The organism is Halomonas sp. KAO (genome assembly GCF_015595025.1).
Lineage (GTDB): Bacteria > Pseudomonadota > Gammaproteobacteria > Pseudomonadales > Halomonadaceae > Halomonas.
Window position 1 is genome coordinate 19,000 of sequence record NZ_JADNRL010000006.1, and the last position, 22,038, is coordinate 41,037.

Annotated in this window: 21 protein-coding genes; 5 read left to right on the forward strand and 16 right to left on the reverse strand. The window is 65.9% G+C overall.

Annotation, left to right across the window (positions count from 1 at the left end; translation table 11 throughout):
- Positions 1–15 precede the first annotated feature (15 nt).
- From IOC61_RS02390 to IOC61_RS02410, 5 genes are all read right to left on the reverse strand, one after another.
- Positions 16–1,587, reverse strand: a complete 1,572-nt coding sequence (locus IOC61_RS02390; protein WP_195687291.1) for a Re/Si-specific NAD(P)(+) transhydrogenase subunit alpha — start codon at positions 1,585–1,587, stop codon at positions 16–18.
- Between the two features lie 246 nt (positions 1,588–1,833).
- A complete protein-coding gene (gene htpG / locus IOC61_RS02395; RefSeq protein WP_195687292.1) occupies positions 1,834–3,741 on the reverse strand; it encodes a molecular chaperone HtpG in 1,908 nt (635 codons plus the stop codon).
- A 106-nt stretch (positions 3,742–3,847) separates the two neighbouring features.
- The gene (locus IOC61_RS02400; protein ID WP_195687293.1) at positions 3,848–4,318 is read right to left on the reverse strand and encodes a PaaI family thioesterase; all 471 of its coding nucleotides are present in this window, start codon (positions 4,316–4,318) and stop codon (positions 3,848–3,850) included.
- Entirely contained in the window at positions 4,311–4,808 is a 498-nt protein-coding gene (locus IOC61_RS02405) for a PaaI family thioesterase (RefSeq protein ID WP_195687294.1), read from the reverse strand. The genes IOC61_RS02400 and IOC61_RS02405 overlap by 8 nt, the downstream gene beginning before the upstream one ends.
- 51 nt (positions 4,809–4,859) lie before the next feature.
- On the reverse strand, positions 4,860–5,204 hold the full coding sequence (locus IOC61_RS02410; RefSeq protein WP_195687295.1) for a YkvA family protein: 345 nt from the start codon (positions 5,202–5,204) through the stop codon (positions 4,860–4,862).
- A gap of 230 nt (positions 5,205–5,434) precedes the next feature.
- Here IOC61_RS02410 and IOC61_RS02415 point away from each other — a divergent pair, with 230 nt between their 5' ends.
- Positions 5,435–7,381, forward strand: a complete 1,947-nt coding sequence (locus IOC61_RS02415) for a transglycosylase SLT domain-containing protein (RefSeq protein ID WP_195687296.1) — start codon at positions 5,435–5,437, stop codon at positions 7,379–7,381.
- A gap of 102 nt (positions 7,382–7,483) precedes the next feature.
- Here IOC61_RS02415 and IOC61_RS02420 read toward each other — a convergent pair whose 3' ends face one another.
- Both IOC61_RS02420 and IOC61_RS02425 read right to left on the reverse strand, forming a co-directional pair.
- On the reverse strand, positions 7,484–8,128 hold the full coding sequence (locus IOC61_RS02420; protein WP_195687297.1) for a LysE family translocator: 645 nt from the start codon (positions 8,126–8,128) through the stop codon (positions 7,484–7,486).
- A 10-nt stretch (positions 8,129–8,138) separates the two neighbouring features.
- Complete coding sequence (locus IOC61_RS02425) at positions 8,139–8,555, reverse strand: NINE protein (protein ID WP_195687298.1); 417 nt, start codon at positions 8,553–8,555, stop codon at positions 8,139–8,141.
- Between the two features lie 252 nt (positions 8,556–8,807).
- Here IOC61_RS02425 and IOC61_RS02430 point away from each other — a divergent pair, with 252 nt between their 5' ends.
- Positions 8,808–9,014 carry a cold-shock protein gene (locus tag IOC61_RS02430; protein WP_195687299.1) on the forward strand — a complete coding sequence of 69 codons (207 nt, stop codon included), beginning with the start codon at positions 8,808–8,810 and terminating at the stop codon, positions 9,012–9,014.
- A gap of 114 nt (positions 9,015–9,128) precedes the next feature.
- On the opposite strand, the gene IOC61_RS02435 is transcribed toward IOC61_RS02430, so the two are convergent.
- The 4 genes from IOC61_RS02435 to IOC61_RS02445 all read right to left on the reverse strand — a co-directional run bounded on the left by IOC61_RS02435 (position 9,129) and on the right by IOC61_RS02445 (position 12,357).
- On the reverse strand, positions 9,129–9,884 hold the full coding sequence (locus IOC61_RS02435) for a hypothetical protein (protein ID WP_195687300.1): 756 nt from the start codon (positions 9,882–9,884) through the stop codon (positions 9,129–9,131).
- Between the two features lie 151 nt (positions 9,885–10,035).
- Complete coding sequence (locus IOC61_RS02440; protein WP_324254673.1) at positions 10,036–11,313, reverse strand: M48 family metalloprotease; 1,278 nt, start codon at positions 11,311–11,313, stop codon at positions 10,036–10,038.
- Complete coding sequence (locus IOC61_RS17865; RefSeq protein ID WP_324254672.1) at positions 11,207–11,749, reverse strand: hypothetical protein; 543 nt, start codon at positions 11,747–11,749, stop codon at positions 11,207–11,209. The genes IOC61_RS02440 and IOC61_RS17865 overlap by 107 nt, the downstream gene beginning before the upstream one ends.
- An 11-nt stretch (positions 11,750–11,760) precedes the next feature.
- Positions 11,761–12,357 carry a LemA family protein gene (locus IOC61_RS02445; RefSeq protein ID WP_195687302.1) on the reverse strand — a complete coding sequence of 199 codons (597 nt, stop codon included), beginning with the start codon at positions 12,355–12,357 and terminating at the stop codon, positions 11,761–11,763.
- A 215-nt stretch (positions 12,358–12,572) separates the two neighbouring features.
- On the opposite strand from IOC61_RS02445, the gene IOC61_RS02450 reads away from it, so the two are divergent.
- Complete coding sequence (locus IOC61_RS02450; protein WP_195687303.1) at positions 12,573–14,171, forward strand: cation:proton antiporter family protein; 1,599 nt, start codon at positions 12,573–12,575, stop codon at positions 14,169–14,171.
- An 80-nt stretch (positions 14,172–14,251) separates the two neighbouring features.
- Complete coding sequence (locus IOC61_RS02455) at positions 14,252–14,539, forward strand: hypothetical protein (protein WP_195687304.1); 288 nt, start codon at positions 14,252–14,254, stop codon at positions 14,537–14,539.
- 65 nt (positions 14,540–14,604) lie between these two features.
- Here IOC61_RS02455 and pepN read toward each other — a convergent pair whose 3' ends face one another.
- The 3 genes from pepN to IOC61_RS02470 form a co-directional block, all read right to left on the reverse strand.
- Positions 14,605–17,238: an aminopeptidase N gene (gene pepN / locus IOC61_RS02460; protein WP_195687305.1), complete on the reverse strand. Its 2,634-nt coding sequence runs from the start codon at positions 17,236–17,238 to the stop codon at positions 14,605–14,607.
- Positions 17,239–17,304: 66 nt separating this feature from the next.
- Positions 17,305–17,676, reverse strand: coding sequence for a YbaN family protein (locus tag IOC61_RS02465; RefSeq protein ID WP_195687306.1), 372 nt, complete (start codon positions 17,674–17,676; stop codon positions 17,305–17,307).
- Between the two features lie 104 nt (positions 17,677–17,780).
- Positions 17,781–18,266, reverse strand: coding sequence for a YajQ family cyclic di-GMP-binding protein (locus IOC61_RS02470; RefSeq protein WP_195687307.1), 486 nt, complete (start codon positions 18,264–18,266; stop codon positions 17,781–17,783).
- 162 nt (positions 18,267–18,428) lie between these two features.
- Here IOC61_RS02470 and cobO point away from each other — a divergent pair, with 162 nt between their 5' ends.
- Positions 18,429–19,028, forward strand: a complete 600-nt coding sequence (gene cobO / locus IOC61_RS02475; RefSeq protein ID WP_195687308.1) for a cob(I)yrinic acid a,c-diamide adenosyltransferase — start codon at positions 18,429–18,431, stop codon at positions 19,026–19,028.
- A gap of 66 nt (positions 19,029–19,094) precedes the next feature.
- Here the strand turns inward: cobO and IOC61_RS02480 are convergent, their stop codons facing one another.
- Both IOC61_RS02480 and IOC61_RS02485 read right to left on the reverse strand, forming a co-directional pair.
- Positions 19,095–20,390 carry an adenylosuccinate synthase gene (locus IOC61_RS02480; protein ID WP_195687309.1) on the reverse strand — a complete coding sequence of 432 codons (1,296 nt, stop codon included), beginning with the start codon at positions 20,388–20,390 and terminating at the stop codon, positions 19,095–19,097.
- Between the two features lie 61 nt (positions 20,391–20,451).
- Positions 20,452–21,627 carry an ATP phosphoribosyltransferase regulatory subunit gene (locus IOC61_RS02485; RefSeq protein ID WP_195687310.1) on the reverse strand — a complete coding sequence of 392 codons (1,176 nt, stop codon included), beginning with the start codon at positions 21,625–21,627 and terminating at the stop codon, positions 20,452–20,454.
- Positions 21,628–22,038: the final 411 nt, after the last annotated feature.

The following is a 22,038-nucleotide window of genomic DNA, read 5'->3' on the forward strand; positions in this document are numbered from 1 at the left end:
GGTTGTCTCCGCGGATCACGATTTCTGGAACATGGCCAGCATCCGGCGTGTCACCAGGAAGCCGCCCACAATATTGATGGTCGCCACCAGCACCGAGATGGCCGCCATCAGCGTTACCAGCCCGCTGCCCGAACCGATCTGCAGCAGTGCCCCCAGGATGATGATCCCGGAGATGGCATTGGTCACCGCCATCAGCGGTGTATGCAGCGAGTGGCTGACGCCCCAGATCACCTGGAAGCCCACGAAGCAGGCCAGCGCGAAGACGATGAAATGCTGCATGAACGAGGCCGGTGCCACCTGGCCGAGCAGCAGCATCAGCGCACCACCGACGCCCAGCAGGGTTACCTGACGCTTGGTCTGGGCCTTGAAGGTGGCCAGTTCGGCGGCCTTCTTCTCCTCCGGCGTCGGCTCCTTCTCCTTGGGCTTGGGCTTGGCCGCGGCGATCGCCTTCACCTTGGGCGGCGGAGGCGGGAAGGTGACTTCACTGGCGTGAACCACCGTGGCGCCACGGATGACATCATCCTCCATGTCATGGTGGATCTGGCCATCCTTCTCGGGGGTCAGATCGGTCAGCATATGGCGGATATTGGTGGCATAGAGCAGCGACGACTGGGTCGCCATGCGTGACGGGAAGTCGGTATAGCCGACCACCACCACGCCGTTATCGCTCACCACGCGCTCGTCGGCGACGGTCAGATCACAGTTGCCGCCCTTCTCCGCGGCCAGGTCGATGACCACCGAGCCCGGCTTCATGGCCTGGACCATATCCTCCAGCCACAGCTTGGGCGCCGGCCTCCCGGGGATCAGTGCCGTGGTGATGACGATATCGATGTCGGGGGCCTGCTCGCGGAAGCACTCGAGCTGCTTCTCGCGGAACTCGGGGCTGGAGGGAGCCGCGTAGCCGCCCGTCTCGGAGCCATCCTGGCTCTCGTCGAAGTCGAGAAACAGGAACTCGGCGCCCATGGATTCGATCTGCTCCGAGACCTCGGGGCGCACGTCGAAGGCGCGCACCACGGCCCCCAGGCTGGTGGCCGTACCGATGGCGGAAAGCCCCGCCACCCCGGCGCCGATCACCAGCACCTTGGCCGGCGGCACCTTGCCGGCGGCCGTCACCTGCCCGGTGAAGAAGCGCCCGAAGTTGTTGCCCGCCTCGATCACCGCACGATAGCCGGCGATGTTCGCCATCGACGACAGGGCGTCCATCTTCTGGGCCCGCGAGATACGCGGCACCATGTCCATGGCCACCACGGTGGCGCCCTGGGCGCGACACTTCTCGAGCAGCGCCTCGTTCTGGGCCGGCCAGAAGAAGCTGATCAGGGTCTGGCCCTCGCGCAGGCGCTCGGCCTCCGCCTCCTCGGGCTCACGGACCTTGATCACCACCTCGGCCTCGCTCCACAGCGCCTCGGCCCCGTCGACCACGGTGACGCCGGCGTTGCGATAGGCCTCGTCATCGAAGCCGGCGGCCACGCCGGCGCCGCTCTCGATCAGGCAGTCGTGTCCAAGCTTCTGGATGAACTTCGCGCTGTCAGGGGTCAGCGCGACGCGCGCCTCGCCCTTGGCGAGCTCCCTGGGTGCACCAATCTTCACGTTGGATCTCCCGGTTGGTTATTGAATTCGTGCATAGGTCAGGCTTTTTATTCATACCGTACAATGCCGCATTGCACAACCGTCGATTCAACGTCGAAGGCGAGGCATAAGGCATCATCGGAGTGACAGCTGGAGAGGTGCAACGCTGACCGGAAACAGACGAAAAGGCAAGTGCCCAACAGCGGTGCCCAACGCAAGCAGGCCGCCCGGAGGCGGCCTGCAGATTGGTCAGTCAATGCAGAGGAGTCAGGCGCTCAGCAGGGCGTTGAGGCGCTTGACGTAGGCGGCGGGATCATCGAGATGCCCCCCCTCGGCGATGATCGCCTGGTCGAGCAGGATATGGGCCAGATCGTCGAAGCCCTCGCCCTCGACACCCTCGAGGCGCGCCACCAGGGCGTGCTCGGGATTGAGCTCGAGAATCGGCTTGACCTCGGGCAGGGCCTGGCCAGCGGCCTCCATGATGCGACGCATCTGGAAGCCCATCTCGTGCTCGGGCAGCACCACACAGGCCGGCGAATCGGTCAGACGATGGGTCACCTTGACCTCCTGGACGGTATCGCCCAGCGCCTCCTTGACGCGCTTGACCAGATCCTCCTTGGCCTTGGCGGTCTCCTCCTGCGCCTTCTTCTCCTCCTCGTCCTCGATCTCGCCGAGGTCGAGCTCGCCCTTGGCGACATCGACGAAGGCCTTGCCCTCGAACTCGGTGAGGTGGCTCATCAGCCACTCGTCGATGCGGTCGTGGAGCAGCAGCACCTCGATGCCCTTCTTGCGGAAGATCTCCAGATGCGGGCTGTTCTTCGCCGCATTGAAGCCGTCGGCGACGATGTAGTAGATCTTCTCCTGGCCCTCCTTCATGCGCGACACCACATCGGCCAGCGACTGATCCTGGGTGGCGCTGTCGGTATGGGTGGTGGAGAAGCGCAACAGGCCAGCGATCTTCTCACGGTTGGCGAAGTCCTCCGCCGGGCCCTCCTTGAGCACGCTGCCGAAGGTGTTCCAGAAGGTCTGGTAGGCCTCGGGATCCTTGGCCAGCTTCTTGAGCATGTCCAGGGAGCGCTTGGTCAGCGCACTCTTGATCTTGTCGACCTGGGGGTCCTGCTGCAGCAGCTCCCGGGAGACGTTGAGCGAGAGGTCGCGGGTATCCAGCACACCCTTGATGAAGCGCAGATAGAGCGGCAGGAACTGCTCGGCGTCGTCCATGATGAAGACGCGCTGCACATAGAGCTTCACGCCGCGGGCGCCATCGCGCTCGTAGAGGTCGAAGGGCGCGCGGCCAGGCACGTAGAGCAGGCTGGTGTATTCGAGCTTGCCCTCGACCTTGTTGTGGCTCCAGGTCAGCGGGTCCGAGAAGTCGTGGGCCACATGCTTGTAGAAGGCCTTGTACTCATCGTCGCTGAGCTCGCTCTTGGGACGCACCCACAGGGCGGTGGCCTCGTTGACGGTCTCCCAGCTGACGGTCTCGCTGCCCTCGATCTCCTTGCCATCCTCGTCGCGGGCCGTCTCGACCCTGGGCATGCGCACCGGCACCTCGATGTGATCGGAGTACTTGCGCACCAGGCTCTGCAGGCGGAAGTCATCGGCGAACTCGCGGGCGTCCTCCTTGAGGTGCAGGACGATCTCGGTGCCGTGGGCCTCGCGCTCGACATCGGCGACGGTGAACTCGCCCTCGCCCCTGGAGCGCCACTCGACGCCTTCTCCCTGCTCGGTGCCCGCCTTGCGGGTACGCACGGTGATGTCATCGGCGACGATAAAGCCGGAGTAGAAGCCGACACCGAACTGGCCGATCAGGCGAGCGTCCTTCTGCTGCTCGCCGGAGAGCTGCTTGAGAAACTCGGCGGTGCCGCTGCGCGCGATGGTGCCGAGGTTCGCGATCACCTCATCGCGGCTCATGCCGATGCCGTTGTCGCGTACCGTCACGGTGCCCGCCTCGGCATCATGCTCGATCTCGATGCGCAGCTCGCTGTCGCCTTCGTAGAGGGCGTCGTTGTCCAGGGCCGCGTAGCGCAACTTGTCGCAGGCGTCGGCGGCATTGGAGATAAGCTCGCGCAGGAAGATCTCCCGGTTGGAGTACAGCGAGTGGATCATCAGGTGCAGCAGCTGCTTCACCTCGGTCTGGAAGCCAAGGGTCTCTTCGTGTTGCGTGGCAGTGGTCATGTGGCGTGAACCCCCTCTTTCGACATGACGACGGTGGACGGACCACCGACTCGGAACTGGCAATCGATATGGGGTTCCCGCGGGGGTTTTCAAGCCCCTGGGTGGCTCACGCCTGCCCTCCTTCGGGGTCATCCAGCACAAAGTGCAGCCTGGCGGTGGCCACCGGTGTGGCTTCCTCCTTCTGCCAGGCACTGACCGTGACATTGGCCAGGCGTCGCCCCTCGCGCAGCAGCGAACAGCGCGCATGGGTCGGCACCAGCCGGGCAGTACGCAGGTAGTCGATGGAGATATCGACGATGCGCGGCAAGCGCGGCTCACGGGTGGCCAGCATCAGGTCCAGGGTCGCCGCGGTCTCCATAAAGGCCGCCACCACACCACCATGCAACGCCGGCAGCATCACATTGCCGACATTGCCCGCGCGGGGGTCGAGACGGAACAGCAGGCCATCCCCCTTTGGGTCCGGCGACGTCGTGACGCCGATGCGCCGCGCATAGGGCATCAGCTCGAGCCAAGCCGACAGATCACCCTCGTCACGGGTCCTGGTCAGCCACTCCACTCCATGAATGCCTTCAGGCATGGTCCTCCTCCTCGGCAAACAGCGCCTCGGCAAATGCCGGCGGGGTGTTGCGCGGCCCCAGCCGCACGAAGTTGCCGACGGCACGCGCCACCTCCCCCTCGGCCGACTGCCAGACGCGCCCCTCGGTGAATACCACCGAGGCGGTGACTCGCACGACCCGGGCCTCCACCAGCAGGTCCTGGCCGGCCACCGCCGGACGGAAGTGATCGATGCGCAGGTCGAGGGTCGGGCAGACCTCCGGTGACGGCAGTGCCGGCAGGACCGCCGAGCCACAGGCGGTGTCCAGCAGCATGGTCAGCACTCCCCCGTGGACCAGCCCGCGGCTGCTGTCGCCCAGCAGCTCCGCGTGCCAGGGCAAGCGCATGCGAGTGAGCCGTGGCGAGGCCTCGAGCACCTCGAGGCCCAGCTCACGCGTGTGGGGTATCACGTTGACGAAACGGGTCAGGGCACGCCGCCAGTCGGCGGCGTCGGGACGGGAGTCGGCGTGCATGGGCGGCTCGGCTTGGCGTGGTGATGAACAGCTGGCAGTCAAACGAGCGTATCAAACTCCACTGGAGTTATCCTTGCTCCTGTCAACGCTCTCCTCCCGCCAGGCACGATAGGGACCCAGGGCACTATCCACCCGGGTCAGCAGCCAGCCGACGATCACCGCGTCGTCGAGCACGCCCACCAGCACCAGAAAATCGGGAATCAGATCCAGAGGCGAGATCAGGTAGATCAGTGCCGCCAGCATCCACAGGATGGCCATCCAGGGCACCGGACGATAGCGGCCACGCAGCACGTCGCCGAGCATCGGCACGAACAGCCGCAGGGCCCGGGTAATCTGGCCGATCACACGGGAGCGCCCGCGTAGCCGGGTCTTCAACTTGTCACCCTTGCCTGCCATGGGCCTCTCCTTGCCATTTGCGAAAAAAATCATATGCGCAAAAAGGTCATGTGCGCGAAGAAGGTCATGCGCGCGACCAGGTCGTACGCGAGAATAAAACGCCACGATAAGCGATTCGGTGAGACGACGACAGCCTCGACGACGCTGTCGTGGTCGGGCGACACTATCCCCTAGCCACCCCATCGGCGACGATGGTGGTTTCCACTCGAATCGACGCTGGAGGGTTCCCCATGTCGTTGCGCCTCTCCGTACCCTGGCGTGCCCTGGCCGCCGCCACCCTGTGCTGCCTGCCGCTGCTGGGCCAGGCCGACGACCGCAGCATGCGCGAGGCCCTGCAGGCCGCCCGAGCCGGTGACTGGCAGCGGGTCGACGAAGCCGCCATTGCCGATCATGAACTGGCCGGCTACGTGGCCTATCACCGCCTGCGCGACCGTCTGCCCGATGTGGCGCCCCGGAGGGTACTCGACTTCATCGAGCGTCACGCCGACTCGCCCCTCGCCGAGTGGATGCGCGGCCAGGCAATCGATCGCTACGGCCAGGCCGGGCGCCGCACGGACCTGCTCGAGGTCGCCGCCGGGGAGCCCGAGGGCACCGCTCGGCGCTGTCATTACTACACCGCCCTGCTCGACCGTGACCCCGCCATGGCGGCCGCAGGAGGCCGCCGGCTCTGGCGAGTGGGGCGCTCCCAGCCCGAGGCCTGCGACACTCTCTTCAACACCCTGCGGCGCCGCGGCGAGATCGGCGAGGAGCAGGTCTGGGAGCGCCAGATGCTCGCCTGGCAGGCCGGGCAGAGCGGCCTTGCAAACTATCTGGGGGGCCTGCTGGGCAGTCGCTGGCACGCCGCTCAGCAGGCCATGGCGCGTGTCCAGGCGGACCCTGTCGCGATCACCCGGGTGCCCGACTGCCTGGGGCCCGAGTGCCGTGGCAGCGGTCCTTTCTTCGCTGCCGCCATGCATGACCATGTGCGCGCCGACACCGCAGAAGCCCTTGAGGCGTGGCGCAGGATTGCCCCAGGCTTGAGAATCGCGGCCGAGCATCGTCAGACGATCGAGCATGACCTGATCTTCTACTCCCTGGTCCGGGACGTACGCTCCAATCGCGCCTGGGTGGATGCCACCCTTCCCCAGCTCGCCTCACCGGACCTGCTCGAGCTTCGGGTACGCACGGCCCTGGCCGATCGCGACTGGCGCGGCGTGCTCGACTGGATCCAGCGCATGCCGGAGGACAACCGCGGGGACGAACGCTGGCAGTATTGGCGGGCACGCGCCCTGGAGCAGCTGGGTGACAGGGCCGCCGCCGAGCGTGCCTATGCCGCCGCCGCCGAGGAGCGTAGCTTCTATGGCTTTGCCGCCGCCGACCGGCTGGGGCGCCCCTACGCGCTCAATATGGAGCGCAACCAGATCGACGCCGCCTACCGAGACCGGGTAGCCCGCTGGCCGGCCGTAAGGCGTACCGAAGCCCTGCTACGCATCAACGAGCCCGGCCTGGCCGCCAGCGAATGGTACGCGGCGGTGCGCCGTGCCTCCCCACGCGATGCCCGAGCGCTGGGCGACTACGCCCGCCGGCGCGGCTGGCATGCCAGGCTGGTCCAGACCACCATCGTCGGCCAGCTATGGGATGCCCTCGAGTGGCGCTTTCCCGAGGCCTATCGTGACGACTTCCTGACATGGGGCCGCCGGACCGGGGTCGATCCCTATCTGCTGATGGGCATCGCGCGACGCGAGAGCGCCTACAATCCCGGGGCGGTATCGCCCGCCGGGGCCCGCGGGCTGATGCAGGTGATGCCCGCCACCGCCACCCAGCTGGCTCGCCAGCTGGGCATCGCCGACCCGGGCGCCTATGGCATCCTCGACCCCCAGACCAACATTCGCCTGGGCAGCACCTATATTCGCGATATGCTCGAACGCTACCGTGGCAATCGTCTGGCCGCCACGGCGGCCTACAACGCCGGCCCCGGCCGCGTGGACCGCTGGCTACAGAGCGGCGAGACAGAGGCCTTCGACCTGTTCGTCGAAGGCATTCCGTTTCGCGAGACGCGCCACTATGTCCAGGCGGTGCTGACCTATCGTGCGATCTTCGAAAGCCTGGCCAACGGCGGCAGCAGCGAGGGTGTCTCGATGCTTACCCCCGCCGAGAAGCGGGTGCGCTACGACGGCTCGCTGCTGGCCCGGCAGTAAGCTGGAAGTCAGCATGTGGCCTCCAGTACCCGCGCCAAGCTTTTCTTCCAGCTTCAAGCCTAAGCCCGCGAAGCGGGCGTTCTTCCAGTTTAAAGCCCGGCCTCAGCCGGGCTGGCGCTCCAGCGCCAGCCTGATGCCGAAGAGAATCAATACCGAGCCGGTCAGCCCGTTGAGCCAACGTGCGAAGAGGGGACTGGCCAGCCACCGCCCTGCGCCGCCCACCATCAAGGCCACCCCGACCTGCCACAGGTTGGCGATCACGAAGTGGACGCCCGCCAGGAACAGCGACTTGGCCAGTGCCGGGTCGCCCGGGGCGATGAACTGTGGCAGAAAAGCCATATAGAAGACCACGGTCTTGGGGTTGAGCACATTGGAGAGCAGCCCCTCGCGCAGGGGCTTCCAGGCCGGAAGCACACGCCGCTCGGCGCTCACCCCGGCCACCGGCAGTCCCTGGCCGCGCCGTGCCGCCACAAGCGCCTGAGCCCCCAGCCAGACCAGATAGATGGCCCCGGCCAGCTTGAGCACACCAAAGGCCCAGGCCGACTGCAGCAGGATCAGCGATATCCCCAGGGCCGAGACGGCGGCGTGCACGAAGAGGCCGCAGCAGATCGCCAGGCTGGTCAGCACCCCATCTCGCACCCCACCACGCGCGGTGTTGCGGATCACCAGCAGGGTATCCACTCCGGGGGTGATCGAGAGCAGGGTGATGGCCACCAGGAAGGGCCAGAACTGGGCATCGATCCACATGATGGCTGGCCTACTCCGCGCGGCGAGCGTGGCGCATGGAGATCTGGTCGTTGAGGGTCCAGAAGTCGTAGAGCACCCCCAGCCCGAACAGACCGAAGGTCAGCAGATAGACGATGCCGCTCAGCCACTTGCCCTGATAGAAACGATGCAGGCCGAAGACACCGAGGAAGGTGAGCAGCAACCAGGCGAGCGAGTAGTTGATGGGCCCCGAAGTGAAGCGCAGGTCCGCCTGACGGTCCATGGCGGGAATCAGGAAGAGATCGATGAGCCAGCCGATGCCGAGCAGGCCAAGGGTGAAGAACCAGATGGTACCGGTCACCGGCTTGCCATAGTAGAAGCGGTGGGCACCGAGGAAGCCGAACAGCCAGAGCAGGTAGCCGAGCAGCATGCTGTGGGTATCGCGGGAGGTGAGGGGGTGGGCGGTCATGACGCTCTCGAATCCGGTGGGAGAGTGGCTCCGGGCGTGCTGGACGCCTCGGGGGTTTCCAACTAGAGTGATCTTGCGGGCTCGACATAGTCTCCCTGCGTCACACAGCGTGCGCAAGCCTTGTCGGGGCACCGCAATCGATGCACTGGCAGGCGAACGGTCGCCAAGACCTTTCCCGCCGGGCACCGCGGCAAAAGGGCGATCCACGCGCTTGCGCCGGCAACACTATCCGTATGTTAAGGAAATCGATAAATGGCAACTGGCACTGTCAAGTGGTTCAACGACACCAAGGGCTACGGCTTCATCTCCCCGGACGACGGTGGCGATGACCTGTTCGCGCACTTCTCCGAGATTCAGGCTGATGGCTTCAAGTCCCTGCAGGATGGCCAGAAGGTTACCTTCGAGGTGACTCAGGGCAAGAAGGGCCTTCAGGCCTCCAATATCCGCGCCGCTGACTAAGCGTCGACTCGACGGAACGGCATCGCCGAACCAACGAGCAAGGCCCACCGTTCGGTGGGCCTTCTTGTTGGTGAAGCTGCCTTCTGGGCAGCAGCATGTCGAATGGACCGCCCGCTACTCCTCGCGGGCCTCTTCGGCGGGTGCCGACACCTCGCTGCCCACCGGCTCGCCATCGAAGCCCTCGAGCTCGGGCACTTCCCGCTCTATCTCCTCGAACTGCTGCTCCAGTTCCCGCTGCGCCTCCTCGAAGCGGCGCTCCTGCTCCTCGATGATCGCATCGATGTCCGACCTGGCGGCTTCCTCGCCGGTCAGCGGGTCCTCACCGAGGGAGGAGTCGATATCGATACCACTCTCGATGTCGCCATCCGCCATGGGCTCGGGTGCCACCCTTTCCTGCTCGGCTTGCTGGAACTGTTCGTCGATGCGCCGCTGGGCCTCCTCAAAGCGCCGCTCGTTCTCCTCGATGATGGCATCGACATCCTCACGCGTCGCCTCTCCGGGCAGGGCGGCATCATCCTCCAGAGGGGTGGCGGGTGACTCGGCGAGGGTCTCGGCGTCGGCGGAAACCGCGGCCTCGTCGGGCGCCACCTCGGCTGTGCCCGGCTCCCCCGGCGCTGCCGACTCCTCGCCCGGCTCCTCCACGGCAGCTCCCTCCTCGGTCCCCCGATCCGCGCCTGGCGTCTCCTCCGTCTCTCCCCGGGCTTCCATGCCAGCTGGCTCGTCGACGGCCGGGGCCGTTTCGCTCTCGACATCCTGTGCCGGCCGGGACGCATCGGCATCGGGCGCCTGCTCATTACCATCACCGCAACCGGCCAGGCCCAGCGCCAGCAGTGTGGCCAGCAGGGTCGATTTCCAGAGTGTGGGGTTCATCCAGCGTCTCCATCACGAAAAGGCCACATTGCAGCAGAGCGCCCCACTCCTCGCAAGGCAACTGCAGCCAAAATCGTGGCGAATAGTTGACCCGTTGGCTCGAGGTGGCGCCAGGGACGCCAGCACCAGGCAACGGCGACTGTTGCTCTCTTCACCCTCTTCCAACCCCCTTTCCTGTCACCCTCTCCTCCCCATCCCCGAGGCTCCCCAGTGGCAATGGAACCCCAAGCGTCCAGGCCACCGCACGCAGCAGCTCGGCTTCCTCCGGGTCGACCCGACCATCCTGCTCCACGCAGCAGACCATCGCGGCAAGCAGAGGCCCACGCTCCTGGTTGCGCAGTCGCGCCAGGCGGCCCAGCGCCCAGTCCAGCTCCCGGGGATTGGCCGGCTCGGTGACCAGGTCCAACGCCACACCCAGCACCGCAGCGACTCGTTCCAGCGCCGCCCGGGCCGCACCGGGCTCGGGGTGGCCAGCCAGGGCCAGCGCCGACAGTAGCCGCGACAGCGGTCCGGCCAGGTCGGCAAGGCGTCGATCCCGCAGGGCTCGTCGCTCCCCCTCCAGACCCGCCCTTACCAGCCGGTGCAGTGCCCACTGCAGTGCCCCCGGTGCCTGCTCGGCACTCATCAGACCGTCCAGACAGGTACGAAAACGCGCCCCCTGGGCGGGGCTCAAGGCGCGCAGCGCGGGCAACGAAAGCTCGATCAACGGCAGTCGATCGCCGGCCGACAGGCTCGTCAAGGGCTCGGCCAGGGCGTCAAGCTCCGCCAGCACCTCGGGTAGTGCCTGGCGCTGGAGCACCTCACGCTGGGCATCACGACTCTTCGGGTCGACCCCCATCAGGATGGCGTAGACCAGCGCACGAGCCCCGAAGGGCTCATGGGCCGACTTCATCAACCGCTTGTCGATGCCCGCCAGGCGACGGCGAGCCCTGGCCAGAGCCTCGGCGTCGGGACGGCCGACACTGGCCACGGCGGCGGCGGCAACGCCGGTTCCGGTAGTGATCTCCTCATTTACCACCTTGCTCGCCTCCCCGCTCACTGCCTCACTCACGGCGCTTATGGGCGGCGCCGCAGATGGTCTCCGTTGCGGGGCGGACTGCCGTGGGGTCGGCGCGAAGGGTTCGGGCAAGCGACCGTCCCAGCGCGGCAGCACGCGGCAAATGCGCGTCTCAAGCGGCGGGTGAGTCGAGGTCCATCGGCTCAGGCTGCGCACGCCGCTGCCGAAGTAGAGATGGCTGAACTCGGCGGCATTGGCCGCCAGCAGGCGCGAGCCGAGCCGATAGGCGGCCAGGGCCTGGAGCGCACCCCCGATGCCCTCCGGATTACGGGTGTATTGTACGGCGCTGGCGTCGGCCAGAAACTCGCGCTGGCGACTCACCGCGGCCTTGATCAGATTGCCGCACAGGGTGCCGGCATACCCCACCACCATCAGCGCCACTCCCAAACCCAGTAGCGCCACATGCCCGCCGCCTCGACGCGAGTCGCGCCGCCGTCCCCCGGCCATGCTCCGCAGCAGAAAGTTTCCTGCCAGGCCGATCACCCGCGTCGCGGGTGTCCAGTGCCAGTGGCCGCCCTCCCAGCGCCTCGGCCACCGCATAGCCGCCCACGCGCAGCTGCAGATGACGCACCAGGCCGCCGAGAATCACCACCGTCATCACCCCACCGGCCACCATGGCGAGAAGGCGCGGTTCGAGCGCCGCCGTCAGCGGGTCGCCGGTGTGCATTCGCGTCGTATCCAGCATGACCACCGCCAGCGACACCAGCATACAGGTCAATGCCACCAGCGCCACGACGGCGAGCAGCAGCAGCAGGACAAGTCGTCCGGAGAGGCGCCGGGCGCGATCCTGGGCCGTAAAGAAGTCCATGCGCGCCCCGCTCAGAAGCTGATGCGCGGGGCGATCTGGATCTCGGCGCTGTCCTCGAACTCGAGCAGTGCAGCATCCTGCTTGTGGCCGAAGGAAGCCGCCAGGACCACCGGGGGGAAGCTCTGCTTGTAGGTGTTGTACTGCATGACGGCATCGTTGAAGGCCTGGCGGGCAAAGGCGACACGGTTCTCGGTGCTGGTCAGGGTCTCGGAGAGCTGCTGCATGTTCTCCGAGGCCTTGAGATCGGGATAGGCCTCCATCACCACATTGAGACGGCCAAGGGCGGCTCCCAGCGCTCCCTCGGCTCCGGCCAGCTCGGCCATGGCGGCGGCGTTGCCGGGGGCGGCAGCGGCGTGCTTCAGGCCGGCCTCTGCGGCATTGCGGGCCTCGGTCACCGCAGCCAGCGTCTCGCGCTCGTGGCTCATATAGGCCCGGGCCGTCTCCACCAGGCTGGGGATCAGGTCGTGGCGCCGCTTGAGCTGTACCTCGATCTGGGCGAAGGCATTCTGGAAGCGGTTCTTCAGCGCCACCAGGCGATTGTAGATGCTGACGGCATAGATCAGCAGGGCAGCCAGCAGCACGACAGGCAGGATCATCGAGAGGTCCATGGCATCCTCGAGTGGCGAACAGGAAGTGGGGTAACACCGCTTACCGGCGCCCTGCTGTTACCTTAACCGCTGCCGGGGCCATTGACGATTTCTCTCGCCCTCCCCCTCGACGGCGGACAGGTCGCGTCACTCGACCCCGCCACGAAATCGTGCCATTCCTCGGCCGTCTTCCGTAGACTACCGTCAACGCGTGATTGAACGAACACGGAGCGTGCATGATCGAACCGGCCTTTCTTCTCGCCGCCTTCCTGGGCGGCGTTGCCGCCCTGGCCATCCGTCTGCCACCGCTGGTCGGCTTCCTTGCCGCCGGTTTCGTGCTCAACGCCATAGGCTACGACGAGACTCCCTTGCTCGCGCTGGTCTCCGAGGTTGGCGTCACCCTGCTGCTGTTCACCATTGGCCTGAAGCTCGATGTTCGCACCCTGCTGCGCCGTGAGGTCTGGGGCGGGACCAGCCTGCATATGATCGGCTCGTCGCTGCTGTTCTGCGGGCTGCTGGTCGGGCTCAAGGGGCTCGGCCTGACGCTGCTGGCCGATAGCCAGTGGCAAACGCTGCTGCTGCTGGGCTTTGCCCTCTCCTTCTCGAGTACGGTCTTCGTGATCAAGGTGCTGGAGAAGCGCAGCGAGACCCAGACCGCCTATGGCCGACTGGCCATCGGTGTGCTGATCATGCAGGACATCTTCGCCGTGCTGTTTATCACCGCCTCAACCGGCAAGCTGCCGAGTCCCTGGGCGCTGGGCCTGGTGCTGCTGATACCGCTGGCCCCGTTGCTGCGCCAGTTGCTGGACCGCCTGGGACACGGCGAGATGCAGATCCTGTTCGGCATGCTGCTGGCCCTGGTGCTGGGCTATGCGCTGTTCGAGGCGCTCGGCGTCAAGGGGGATCTCGGCGCGCTGATTATCGGCCTGCTGCTGGCTCCCCACCCCGCCGCCCAGACCCTTTCGCGCTCGATGTTCAATATCAAGGAGCTGCTGCTGGTCGGCTTCTTCCTGAGCATCGGCCTCACCGCCATGCCGAACGCCAGCCACGTCCAGATGGCGCTGCTGCTGGTCGCTCTTCTGCCACTCAAGAGCCTGTTCTATCTGCTGGTGTTCATGCGCTTTCCGATGCGTAACCGCACCGCGGTCCTGGCCACCCTGAGCCTCTCCAACTACTCCGAGTTCGGGTTGATCGTCGGGGCCATTGCCGTCGCCGGAGGCCTGCTCGACGGAAACTGGCTGGTCGTCATCTCGCTGGCGGTCGCCCTGAGCTTTGGCCTCTCCTCGATGCTCAACGCCGTCAGCGAGGGCATCTATCGCTGGCTGGAGCCGCGCCTGCCCGAGCGTGACCCGAGCGAGCTCTCTCCCAGCGACCGGCCCATCGAGGTCGGTGATGCCGAAGCGGTAGTGCTGGGCATGGGCCGCATCGGGCGCAGCGTCTATCGCCGCCTGCAGAAGCAGTACGGGCTGCGTGTACTCGGCATCGACAGCAACCCGGCCAGCGTCAAGATGCTGGCCGAACGTGAGTTCAATATCGTTGAGGGCGATGCCCTGGACTCCGACTTCTGGGACAAGCTGCTGATGTCTCCCGACGTTCGCATGGTGGTGCTGTCGATGCCTCACCATGCCGGTAACCTCTTCGCCCTCAAGCAGCTGCGCTCACGCCAGTTCGATGGCAGGATCACCGCCGTGGTCGAGTTCCCCGAGGAGATCGAACCCATTCGTGAGCTGGGCGCCAGCGCCGTCTTTCATGTTTATGACAAGGCCGGCCGGGCCCTGGCGGACAGCGCCGCGGAAGAGTCGGGGATCGAGCCGATTTCAAGCCAGCTTGGATGAGACGCCATGCATGCCGATGATGACAACCGTCTCCGGCATGCTACCGTTGGCACCCTACCGAACCACGAGGGAACCTGAACATGGAAGAGTTCTTCGCCTGGATCGGTCGCACCCTCGGCGAAGTCATCCGCTTCGTCGTCGACCTGCTGACCGGTTTCTTCGCCAACCTCGGCGCCTCCGCCAAAAGCTTCCTGCAGGAACTGGCCGGCTCGCTGGGGATCTCCACATCGATCGTCAGCCTGCTGATCCTGGTGGTGGGCCTGTGGATGTTGTGGAAGGCCTTCCGTGCCCTGACCCGCCGGGCCATCGTCGCCACCCTGATCTGGCTATTGCTGGGCTTCGCCGTGTTGAGCTGGCTGATCTACTGACTCCCATCAACGTGAAAGCGCCGCCCCAAGGGGCGGCGCTTTCCGTTGATGAAGCGGGCGGATAATCAGGCCAGGGCCTTTTCCACCACCTCATAGACGTTGGGCGAGAGCTTCTCGGCACGGATGCGCTCGAGCTCCCCCTTCATCAATGCCTGACGCTGCTCGTCGAAGCGCGCCCAGCGTGTCAGCGGAATGATCAGGCGAGCCGCGATCTCCGGGTTCAGGCGATCGAGCTCGATCACGGTGTCGGCCAGCAGGCGATAGCCCTCCCCGTCCAGGCGGTGGAAGTTGATGCGATTCTGGCCGACGAAGGTGCCGATCAGGGCACGCACCTTGTTGGGGTTCTTCAGCGAGAAGGCGGGGTGCTCCATCAGGAACCTGACGCGCTCGAGCACGTCAGGCTGCGGGCGTCCGACCTGGATGGCGAACCATTGATCCATCACCAGTGGATCATGGGCCCAGCGCTCACCGAAGGCCTTGAGGGCCGGCTCGCTGAGCTCATCGCGGCTGCTGTGGGTCAACAGGGTCAGGGCATGACGCACATCGGTCATGTTGTGATCGGCCTCGAACTGCTCACGGGCCAGCACCACGCCCTCCTCGTCCTCGATTGCCATCAGGTAGGCAAGCGCCACGTTCTTCAGGCTGCGCCGGGCGATCTGCTCGGGTGTCGGCGCGTAGGGCTCATCGAGCCGGTTCTCGCGGTAGACGCGCAGGAAGTCGTCGCGCAGGGAAGCCGCCAGCCCCTGGCGCATGAACTCCCGTGCCGCATGGATGGCGTCGACATCCACCAGCGGCTGCTGCTCGGCGATATAGGCCTCGCTGGGCAGGACAAGCATCTCGGCCAGCACCGCACGATCCTCGGGCTCCCCCTCGAGCAGCCCGCGGAAGGCCTCGACGACCCGCGAATCCATCACCTTCTCGACCCCATTGCGGTGGGCGGCGATCAGGTCGTCCAGGGCCAGCATGGCCAGGCGTTGACCGGCCTCCCAGCGGTTGAAACCGTCCGAGTCGTTGGCCAGCAGAAAGGCCAGATCCTCGCGGCCATAGGGGAAGCGCAGCTTCACCGGCGCCGAGAAGCCGCGCAGCAGCGACGGCACCGGGGCCTCTGAGACATCGGTGAACACGAGCTCCTGCTCCGCCTCGCACAGATGGATGACGGCGTCACTGCCAAGCGCTTCGCCATCCAGTGTCAGCGGCAGGTCACGGCCGCTCTTGGTACCCACCAGCCCCAGACGGACCGGGATATGCAGCGGCAGCTTGTCGGGCTGGCCGGGGGTGGCTGGCGTGCGCTGCCGCAGGATCAGCCGATACTCGCAATTGGCGTAGTCATACTCGCCGAAGGCGTCGATCTCCGGCGTGCCGGCCTGGGAATACCAGCGCATGAACTGGGAGAGATCCAGGCCCGAGGCTTCGGCCATGCACTCCACGAAGTCCTCGATGGTCACCGCCTGGCCATCGAACCGCTCGAAGTAGCGATCACTGCCCCGGCGGAAGGCCTCCTCGCCCACCAGGTTGGCCAGCATGCGCACCACCTCGGCGCCCTTCTCGTAGATGGTCAGGGTGTAGAAGTTGCCGATCTCGATATAGTGATCGGGGCGTACCGGGTGTGCGGTGGGCCCGGCATCCTCGGCGAACTGGGCGGTACGGAAGAAGGCAACATCCTCGATGCGCTTGACCGCCGGGGAGTTGGTATCGGCCGAGAAGCACTGGTCGCGGAATACCGTGAAACCCTCCTTGAGGGAGAGCTGGAACCAGTCGCGGCAGGTCACCCGGTTGCCCGACCAGTTATGGAAGTACTCGTGGGCGACGATGCTCTCGACCCGCTGGAAGGCGGTATCGGTGGCGGTCTGGGGATGGGTCAGCACCGCCGCGGAGTTGAAGATATTGAGCCCCTTGTTCTCCATGGCGCCCATATTGAAGTCATTGACCGCCACGATCATGAACAGGTCGAGGTCATACTCGCGACCGTAGGCCCGTTCGTCCCAGCGCATGGCGCGCTTGAGCGAGGCCATGGCATGGTCGGTCTTGTCGAGGTTCTCCTCCTCGACCCAGATCTGCAGGGCCACCTCGCGGCCACTCATGGTGGTGAAGCGATCCTCGACCTTCTTCAGGTCGCCGGCCACTAGGGCGAACAGGTAGCTGGGCTTGGGATGGGGATCCTGCCAGGTGACGAAATGCCGGCCTCCCGGCAGGCTGCCCCGCTCCACCGCATTGCCGTTGGAGAGCAATACCGGCTCACGCTCGTCATCACCGATCACGGTGGTGGAGAAGGTCGCCATGACATCCGGGCGATCCGGATAGTAGGTGATGCGCCGGAAGCCTTCGGCCTCGCACTGGGTGCAGTACATGCCATTGGAGAGATAGAGCCCCTCCAGGGCGGTATTGGCCTCGGGGGCGATCTCCACCTCGGTATCCAGGAGAAAGGCCTCGGGCACTCGGTGCACCGTCAGGCTGCTGTCGCCCACCGCATATTCGTCAGCCTCCAGCGGCTCGCCATCGACGGCGATCGCCTTGAGGGCGAGGCCTTCGCCGTCGAGCACCAGCGGCTCGCCGGGCTTACGCTCCGGGTGGCGCTCCAGATGCAGGCGCGCCTTGACCCGCGTGGCGCCGGGGTCGAGATCAAAGGTGAGTTCGGCATGGGTGACGCGGTAGGCCGGGGGGCGGTAGTCGCTCAGGTAGGTCGCCTGGGGGTCGGACATGCGTGATGCTCCTGTCGAGAATTGCGACCATTGTACGGCGCCTCGCCCACCGAGCTCAAAGCACCCTCACAGCGCCGGCTCGGGACGCGTGACGATCCAGGCGCCGAGCAGCGTCAGCCCGGCGATCAGGGCAAGCTTTAGCCATAGCAGGCTGACGGTCAGCGCCAGCACCAGCATGGAGAGGACCAGCATGCCGCCGGCCAGCCACTTGGCGTGACGCGGAATGGCCCGCTCGCCCTCCCAGGCCACCACGGCTGGTCCGAAGCGGGGATGCTCACGTATCCAGCCGGCCAGGCGTGGCGAGCTTCTCGATGCCGCCCATACCGCCAACAGCAGAAAGCAGGTGGTGGGCATCAGCGGGAGGAACATGCCGACAATACCCAGCACGAGGCTGATGCCGGCAATCGCGATCAAGACAAGGCGCTTCAACTCTGACATCACGAGCTCCTTTCCCAGTGATACTGGTATTGAAGCGCAGCCTGCCCCGGCACGCCAATCGGAGGTGACTATAGTGACCTTGGACGAGCAGATGCCGGATGGCGTCAGTCGCGAAAGTTATCGAACTGCAGCGGCAGATCGGGGCCCTGCTCGCCGCGCAGCAGCGCCATCACCGCCTGAAGATCATCGCGCTTCTTGCCGGTGACACGCACCTTCTCGCCCTGAATCTGAGCCTGTACCTTGAGCTTGGAGTCCTTGATGCGCTTGACGATATCCTTGGCCTCCTTCTGGTCGAGGCCCTGCTTGAGCTGCGCCTCCTGGCGAGCACGCACCCCGGAAAGCACCGGCTCCTCAACGTCGAGGCAGCGGGCATCGATGCCGCGGGCGATCAGCTTGTTGCGCAGCACGTCGAGCATCTGCTTGAGCTGGAAGTCGACCTCGGCCTCGAGGCTCACGCTGTCACCCTCGAGGCTGAAGCTGGCATCGACGCCCTTGAAGTCGAAGCGCGTCTGAATCTCGCGATTGGCCTGGTCGACGGCATTGCTGGCCTCGTGCTTGTCAAACTCGGAGACGATATCGAAGGAGGGCATGGCGGCTCCTGGCAAGGGGGGATGGAAGCAGGGATTCTATCAGCCCTCTTCTTTCAGCGCCGCCGATTCCCGGCTTTCGTCAGACGAGGAGGCTGACGCCTCGCCATGGCTCGCGTATGCTATGACGCACCTTGACAAGCCTTGTACAGAATTGGAGCCCCGATGAGCGATCGCGATACCCGCCACAAGCAGTCGATGCAGAAACTCAAGAGCCACGTCGACGACAAGGTCGCCGCCGCCACCGAGCAGCGCGGCCTGATGATGGTCTTCACCGGCAACGGCAAGGGCAAGACCACCGCCGCCTGGGGCACCGTCACCCGTGCCCTGGGCTATGGCTACCGGGTCGGCGTGATCCAGTTCATCAAGGGCCAGTGGGAGTGCGGCGAGCGCGAACGGCTGATCGAGGACCCCAACCTCGAGGTCGCCATCATGGGCACCGGCTTCACCTGGGAGACCCAGAACCGCGAGACGGACACCGCCGCCTGCCGTGAGGTATGGGTCGAGGCGGAGCGCATGCTGGCCGACCCTGAGGTCTATCTGGTCGTGCTCGACGAGATCACCTACATGCTCAAGTTCGGCTACCTGGACATCGAGACCGTCAGGCGTGCCATCGAGAACCGCCCCGCCGAGCAGAGCGTGATCATCACCGGTCGCAATGCCCACCGCGACCTGCTGGCCATGGCCGATACCGTCACCGAGATGCAGGAGGTGCGCCACGCCTTCAACTCTGGGGTACAGGCGCGCCGCGGCATCGACTATTGAGGGAAAGCAGAAGGCCCCGCTTGTGCGGGGCCTTCTCTATAGCGCCATATCACCGCGGCGAGTCGCTCAGTCGTCGAACGGGTTACGCAGCACGATGGTCTCGTTGCGGTCGGGACCGGTGGAGATGATATCGATGCTGACGCCGGTCTTCTCCTCGAGGTAGCTGATATAGGCACGCGCGTTGGCCGGCAGGTCCTCCACGCGCTTGACGCCCAGGGTCGACTCGCTCCAGCCCGGCAGGTCCTCGTAGATGGGCTCCACGGCCTCGTAGCCCTCGGAGTCCACCGGGTTATCCAAAAGCTCACCATCCTTGCTGCGGTAGCCGACACAGACGCGGATGTTCTCCAGGCCGTCGAGGACGTCGAGCTTGGTCAGACAGATTCCCGAGACGGAGTTGACCTGCACGGCATGGCGCAGGGCCACGGCGTCGAACCAGCCACAGCGGCGTGCGCGTCCGGTCGTGGCGCCGAACTCGTGGCCCTTCTCGGCCAGATGGCGACCATGGTCGTCGAACAGCTCGGTGGGGAACGGGCCGGAGCCGACACGGGTGGTATAGGCCTTGGTGATGCCCAGCACGTAGTCCAGGTAGAGCGGACCGACGCCGGAACCGGTGGCGGTTCCCCCTGCGGTGGTGTTGGAGCTGGTCACGTAGGGGTAGGTGCCGTGGTCGATATCGAGCAGCGAGCCCTGAGCCCCCTCGAAGAGGATGTTCTCGCGCTCGCGACGCACGCCATGCACCAGACTGACGGTATCGGTCACCATCGGACGCAGCTCTTCGGCCATCTGCATGGCGCTGTCGAGCACTTCCTGGAAGTCCACCGCCGGCTCGCCGTGATACTGGGTCAGCACGAAGTTATGGTAATCCAGCACCTCGCCGAGCTTGGCGGCAAAGCGCTCGCGGTGGAGCATGTCGCCCAGGCGCAGACCACGACGCGCCACCTTGTCCTCATAGGCCGGACCGATGCCACGCCCGGTGGTGCCGATCTTGGCGATGCCACGGGCCTTCTCGCGGGCCTGATCGAGGCGCACATGATAGGGCAGGATCAGCGGGCAGGCCGGCGACAGGCGCAGACGATCGCGTACCGGCACGCCCTTCTCTTCCAGCTTGCGGATCTCGGTGATCAGTGCCTCCGGCGACAGCACCACGCCGTTGCCGATGACACACATCTTGCCGGGCCACAGGATGCCGGAAGGGATCAGGTGGAGAACGGTCTTCTCGCCATCGATCACCAGCGTGTGGCCGGCGTTGTGACCGCCCTGGAAACGCACCACGGTGGAAGCGGACTCGGTGAGCAGGTCGACGACCTTGCCCTTGCCCTCATCACCCCACTGGGTGCCCAATACGACTACATTCTTGCCCATTGCTCTCTCGTCTCTCGTTGCCGCGCGGCGGCGGGCCGTCGCGCCAAGGTGGTAACCCAGTCTACAGTGTCACGGCTTGCCAGTGGCCATCATCGAGCACCAGCTGACGATCGCAGCGGTGTTCCGTGGGCCCGGTACGTTGTCCCGGCAGCGCCTGCACCACACGCTCGCCTCTCGCGCGCAGCGCCATCACGGCGTCTACCAGTCCCTCTCCCTCGGCCGGCGCCCAGATGCCATCACGGGGCGGTTCTGCGGGCGACAGCGTGGCCAGCTGCTTGAGGTCCATGGAGAAGCCGGTCGCGGGGCGAGCCCGGCCAAAGGCACGCCCGGTGTCATCATAGCGCCCCCCCTTGGCCAGCGGTTGCCCGTAACCGGGCACATAGGCGGCAAACAGCATGCCGGTATGGTAGGCATAGCCGCGCAGCTCCCCCAGGTCGAGGTAGAGCGAAACCCCGGGGTGGGCGGCCTGTACACCGCTCAACAGGGCACGCAGCTGCTCCAGGGCGGCAGTGACGGCGGCAGGCGCCTCGGCGAAGGCCTCCTGGGCCTCATCGAGCACCTCAACGCCACCATGCAGGCGGCCCAGCGCCATGAACATCTCGGCCAGGCCAGGATCGCCGACACTCGCTTCGACCCGGGCGGCCAGCTCACCGGGTGATTTCCGCTCCAGGGCCGCGAACATCGCGCGCTCGGCATCCCCCTCGAGATCGGACGCTTCCACCAGACTACGGTAGATGCCGATGTGGCCCAGCGCCAGGTGAATCTCGCGGGCGCCGGCGGCGCTCAGCGAGGCCAGGGCCAGGTTGAGAATCTCCAGGTCGGCCTCGCGACCGGCGTGGCCGAACAGCTCCACCCCGACCTGCACGGGACTGCGACCGCACTGATGCTGGTCGGGCGTGGCGCGCAGCACGTTGGTGCAGTAGCAGAGTCGCACCGGTCCCTGGCGCTTGAGGGAGTGGGCATCCATACGCGCCACCTGGGGAGTGACGTCGGCGCTGATGCCCATCATGCGGCCGGTGAGCTGGTCGGTCAGCTTGACGGTCTGCAGGGCCAGATCGGAGCCGGTACCGGTGAGCAGGGAGTCGAGAAACTCCGCGGTAGGCGGCATCACCTGGTCGTAGCCCCAGCGGTGATAGAGGTCGAGCAACCCTCGGCGCAGCTCTTCCATGCGGCTTGCCTGGGGCGGCAGCACTTCGTCCATGCCGTCGGGCAGCAGCCAGCGGTCAGCGATGGTCATGTCAATCATCCTGCAAGGCAATGAATGGCCGTGTTGGAGACACTGCCGAGAGCTCGGCGAGCGTCTGACTGATGTCAGGGCTTGCGGTCAGGGCTTGCGATAGACGGCCACAAAAAAACCGGGCCACGCCCGGTTACAGGAGTCTATCACGTTTGGGCCCGGGATGAACCCCGACCGGGCCCGCAGCAGAGCTATCTCAGTAGCTTGTCAGCTCGGGGCTGATCTGGCGGCAAGCCTGTGAGGAGGCGCTGTAAACCCCTCCCTGGGCGCTACCGACGCCTTCCCTGGCGTAGGACCTTGTGTCTCTCCAGTGAGGGGTGATTAGCTACCACCGCTCACAGCCTGGGTGTATCCCGACTTGGACCGAATGGCCACGAGCCTGTAGAGGAGATAGGTCACCCAGGCTTTCAT

What these genes read in the sequence shown, in the direction of transcription:
- IOC61_RS02430 (WP_195687299.1), top strand. Translation starts at nt 8,808, where the DNA reads ATGGCAACTGGCACTGTCAAGTGGTTCAACGACACCAAGGGCTACGGC.
- IOC61_RS02470 (WP_195687307.1), bottom strand. Translation starts at nt 18,266, where the DNA reads ATGCCCTCCTTCGATATCGTCTCCGAGTTTGACAAGCACGAGGCCAGC.
- IOC61_RS02420 (WP_195687297.1), bottom strand. Translation starts at nt 8,128, where the DNA reads ATGTGGATCGATGCCCAGTTCTGGCCCTTCCTGGTGGCCATCACCCTG.
- IOC61_RS02440 (WP_324254673.1), bottom strand. Translation starts at nt 11,313, where the DNA reads ATGGTGGTGGGGTATGCCGGCACCCTGTGCGGCAATCTGATCAAGGCC.
- IOC61_RS02445 (WP_195687302.1), bottom strand. Translation starts at nt 12,357, where the DNA reads ATGGACCTCTCGATGATCCTGCCTGTCGTGCTGCTGGCTGCCCTGCTG.
- IOC61_RS02400 (WP_195687293.1), bottom strand. Translation starts at nt 4,318, where the DNA reads ATGCCTGAAGGCATTCATGGAGTGGAGTGGCTGACCAGGACCCGTGAC.
- IOC61_RS02410 (WP_195687295.1), bottom strand. Translation starts at nt 5,204, where the DNA reads ATGGCAGGCAAGGGTGACAAGTTGAAGACCCGGCTACGCGGGCGCTCC.
- IOC61_RS02425 (WP_195687298.1), bottom strand. Translation starts at nt 8,555, where the DNA reads ATGACCGCCCACCCCCTCACCTCCCGCGATACCCACAGCATGCTGCTC.
- IOC61_RS02480 (WP_195687309.1), bottom strand. Translation starts at nt 20,390, where the DNA reads ATGGGCAAGAATGTAGTCGTATTGGGCACCCAGTGGGGTGATGAGGGC.
- htpG (WP_195687292.1), bottom strand. Translation starts at nt 3,741, where the DNA reads ATGACCACTGCCACGCAACACGAAGAGACCCTTGGCTTCCAGACCGAG.
- IOC61_RS17865 (WP_324254672.1), bottom strand. Translation starts at nt 11,749, where the DNA reads ATGGACTTCTTTACGGCCCAGGATCGCGCCCGGCGCCTCTCCGGACGA.
- IOC61_RS02455 (WP_195687304.1), top strand. Translation starts at nt 14,252, where the DNA reads ATGGAAGAGTTCTTCGCCTGGATCGGTCGCACCCTCGGCGAAGTCATC.
- IOC61_RS02465 (WP_195687306.1), bottom strand. Translation starts at nt 17,676, where the DNA reads ATGTCAGAGTTGAAGCGCCTTGTCTTGATCGCGATTGCCGGCATCAGC.
- IOC61_RS02450 (WP_195687303.1), top strand. Translation starts at nt 12,573, where the DNA reads ATGATCGAACCGGCCTTTCTTCTCGCCGCCTTCCTGGGCGGCGTTGCC.
- cobO (WP_195687308.1), top strand. Translation starts at nt 18,429, where the DNA reads ATGAGCGATCGCGATACCCGCCACAAGCAGTCGATGCAGAAACTCAAG.
- IOC61_RS02415 (WP_195687296.1), top strand. Translation starts at nt 5,435, where the DNA reads ATGTCGTTGCGCCTCTCCGTACCCTGGCGTGCCCTGGCCGCCGCCACC.
- IOC61_RS02405 (WP_195687294.1), bottom strand. Translation starts at nt 4,808, where the DNA reads ATGCACGCCGACTCCCGTCCCGACGCCGCCGACTGGCGGCGTGCCCTG.
- pepN (WP_195687305.1), bottom strand. Translation starts at nt 17,238, where the DNA reads ATGTCCGACCCCCAGGCGACCTACCTGAGCGACTACCGCCCCCCGGCC.
- IOC61_RS02435 (WP_195687300.1), bottom strand. Translation starts at nt 9,884, where the DNA reads ATGAACCCCACACTCTGGAAATCGACCCTGCTGGCCACACTGCTGGCG.
- IOC61_RS02485 (WP_195687310.1), bottom strand. Translation starts at nt 21,627, where the DNA reads ATGACCATCGCTGACCGCTGGCTGCTGCCCGACGGCATGGACGAAGTG.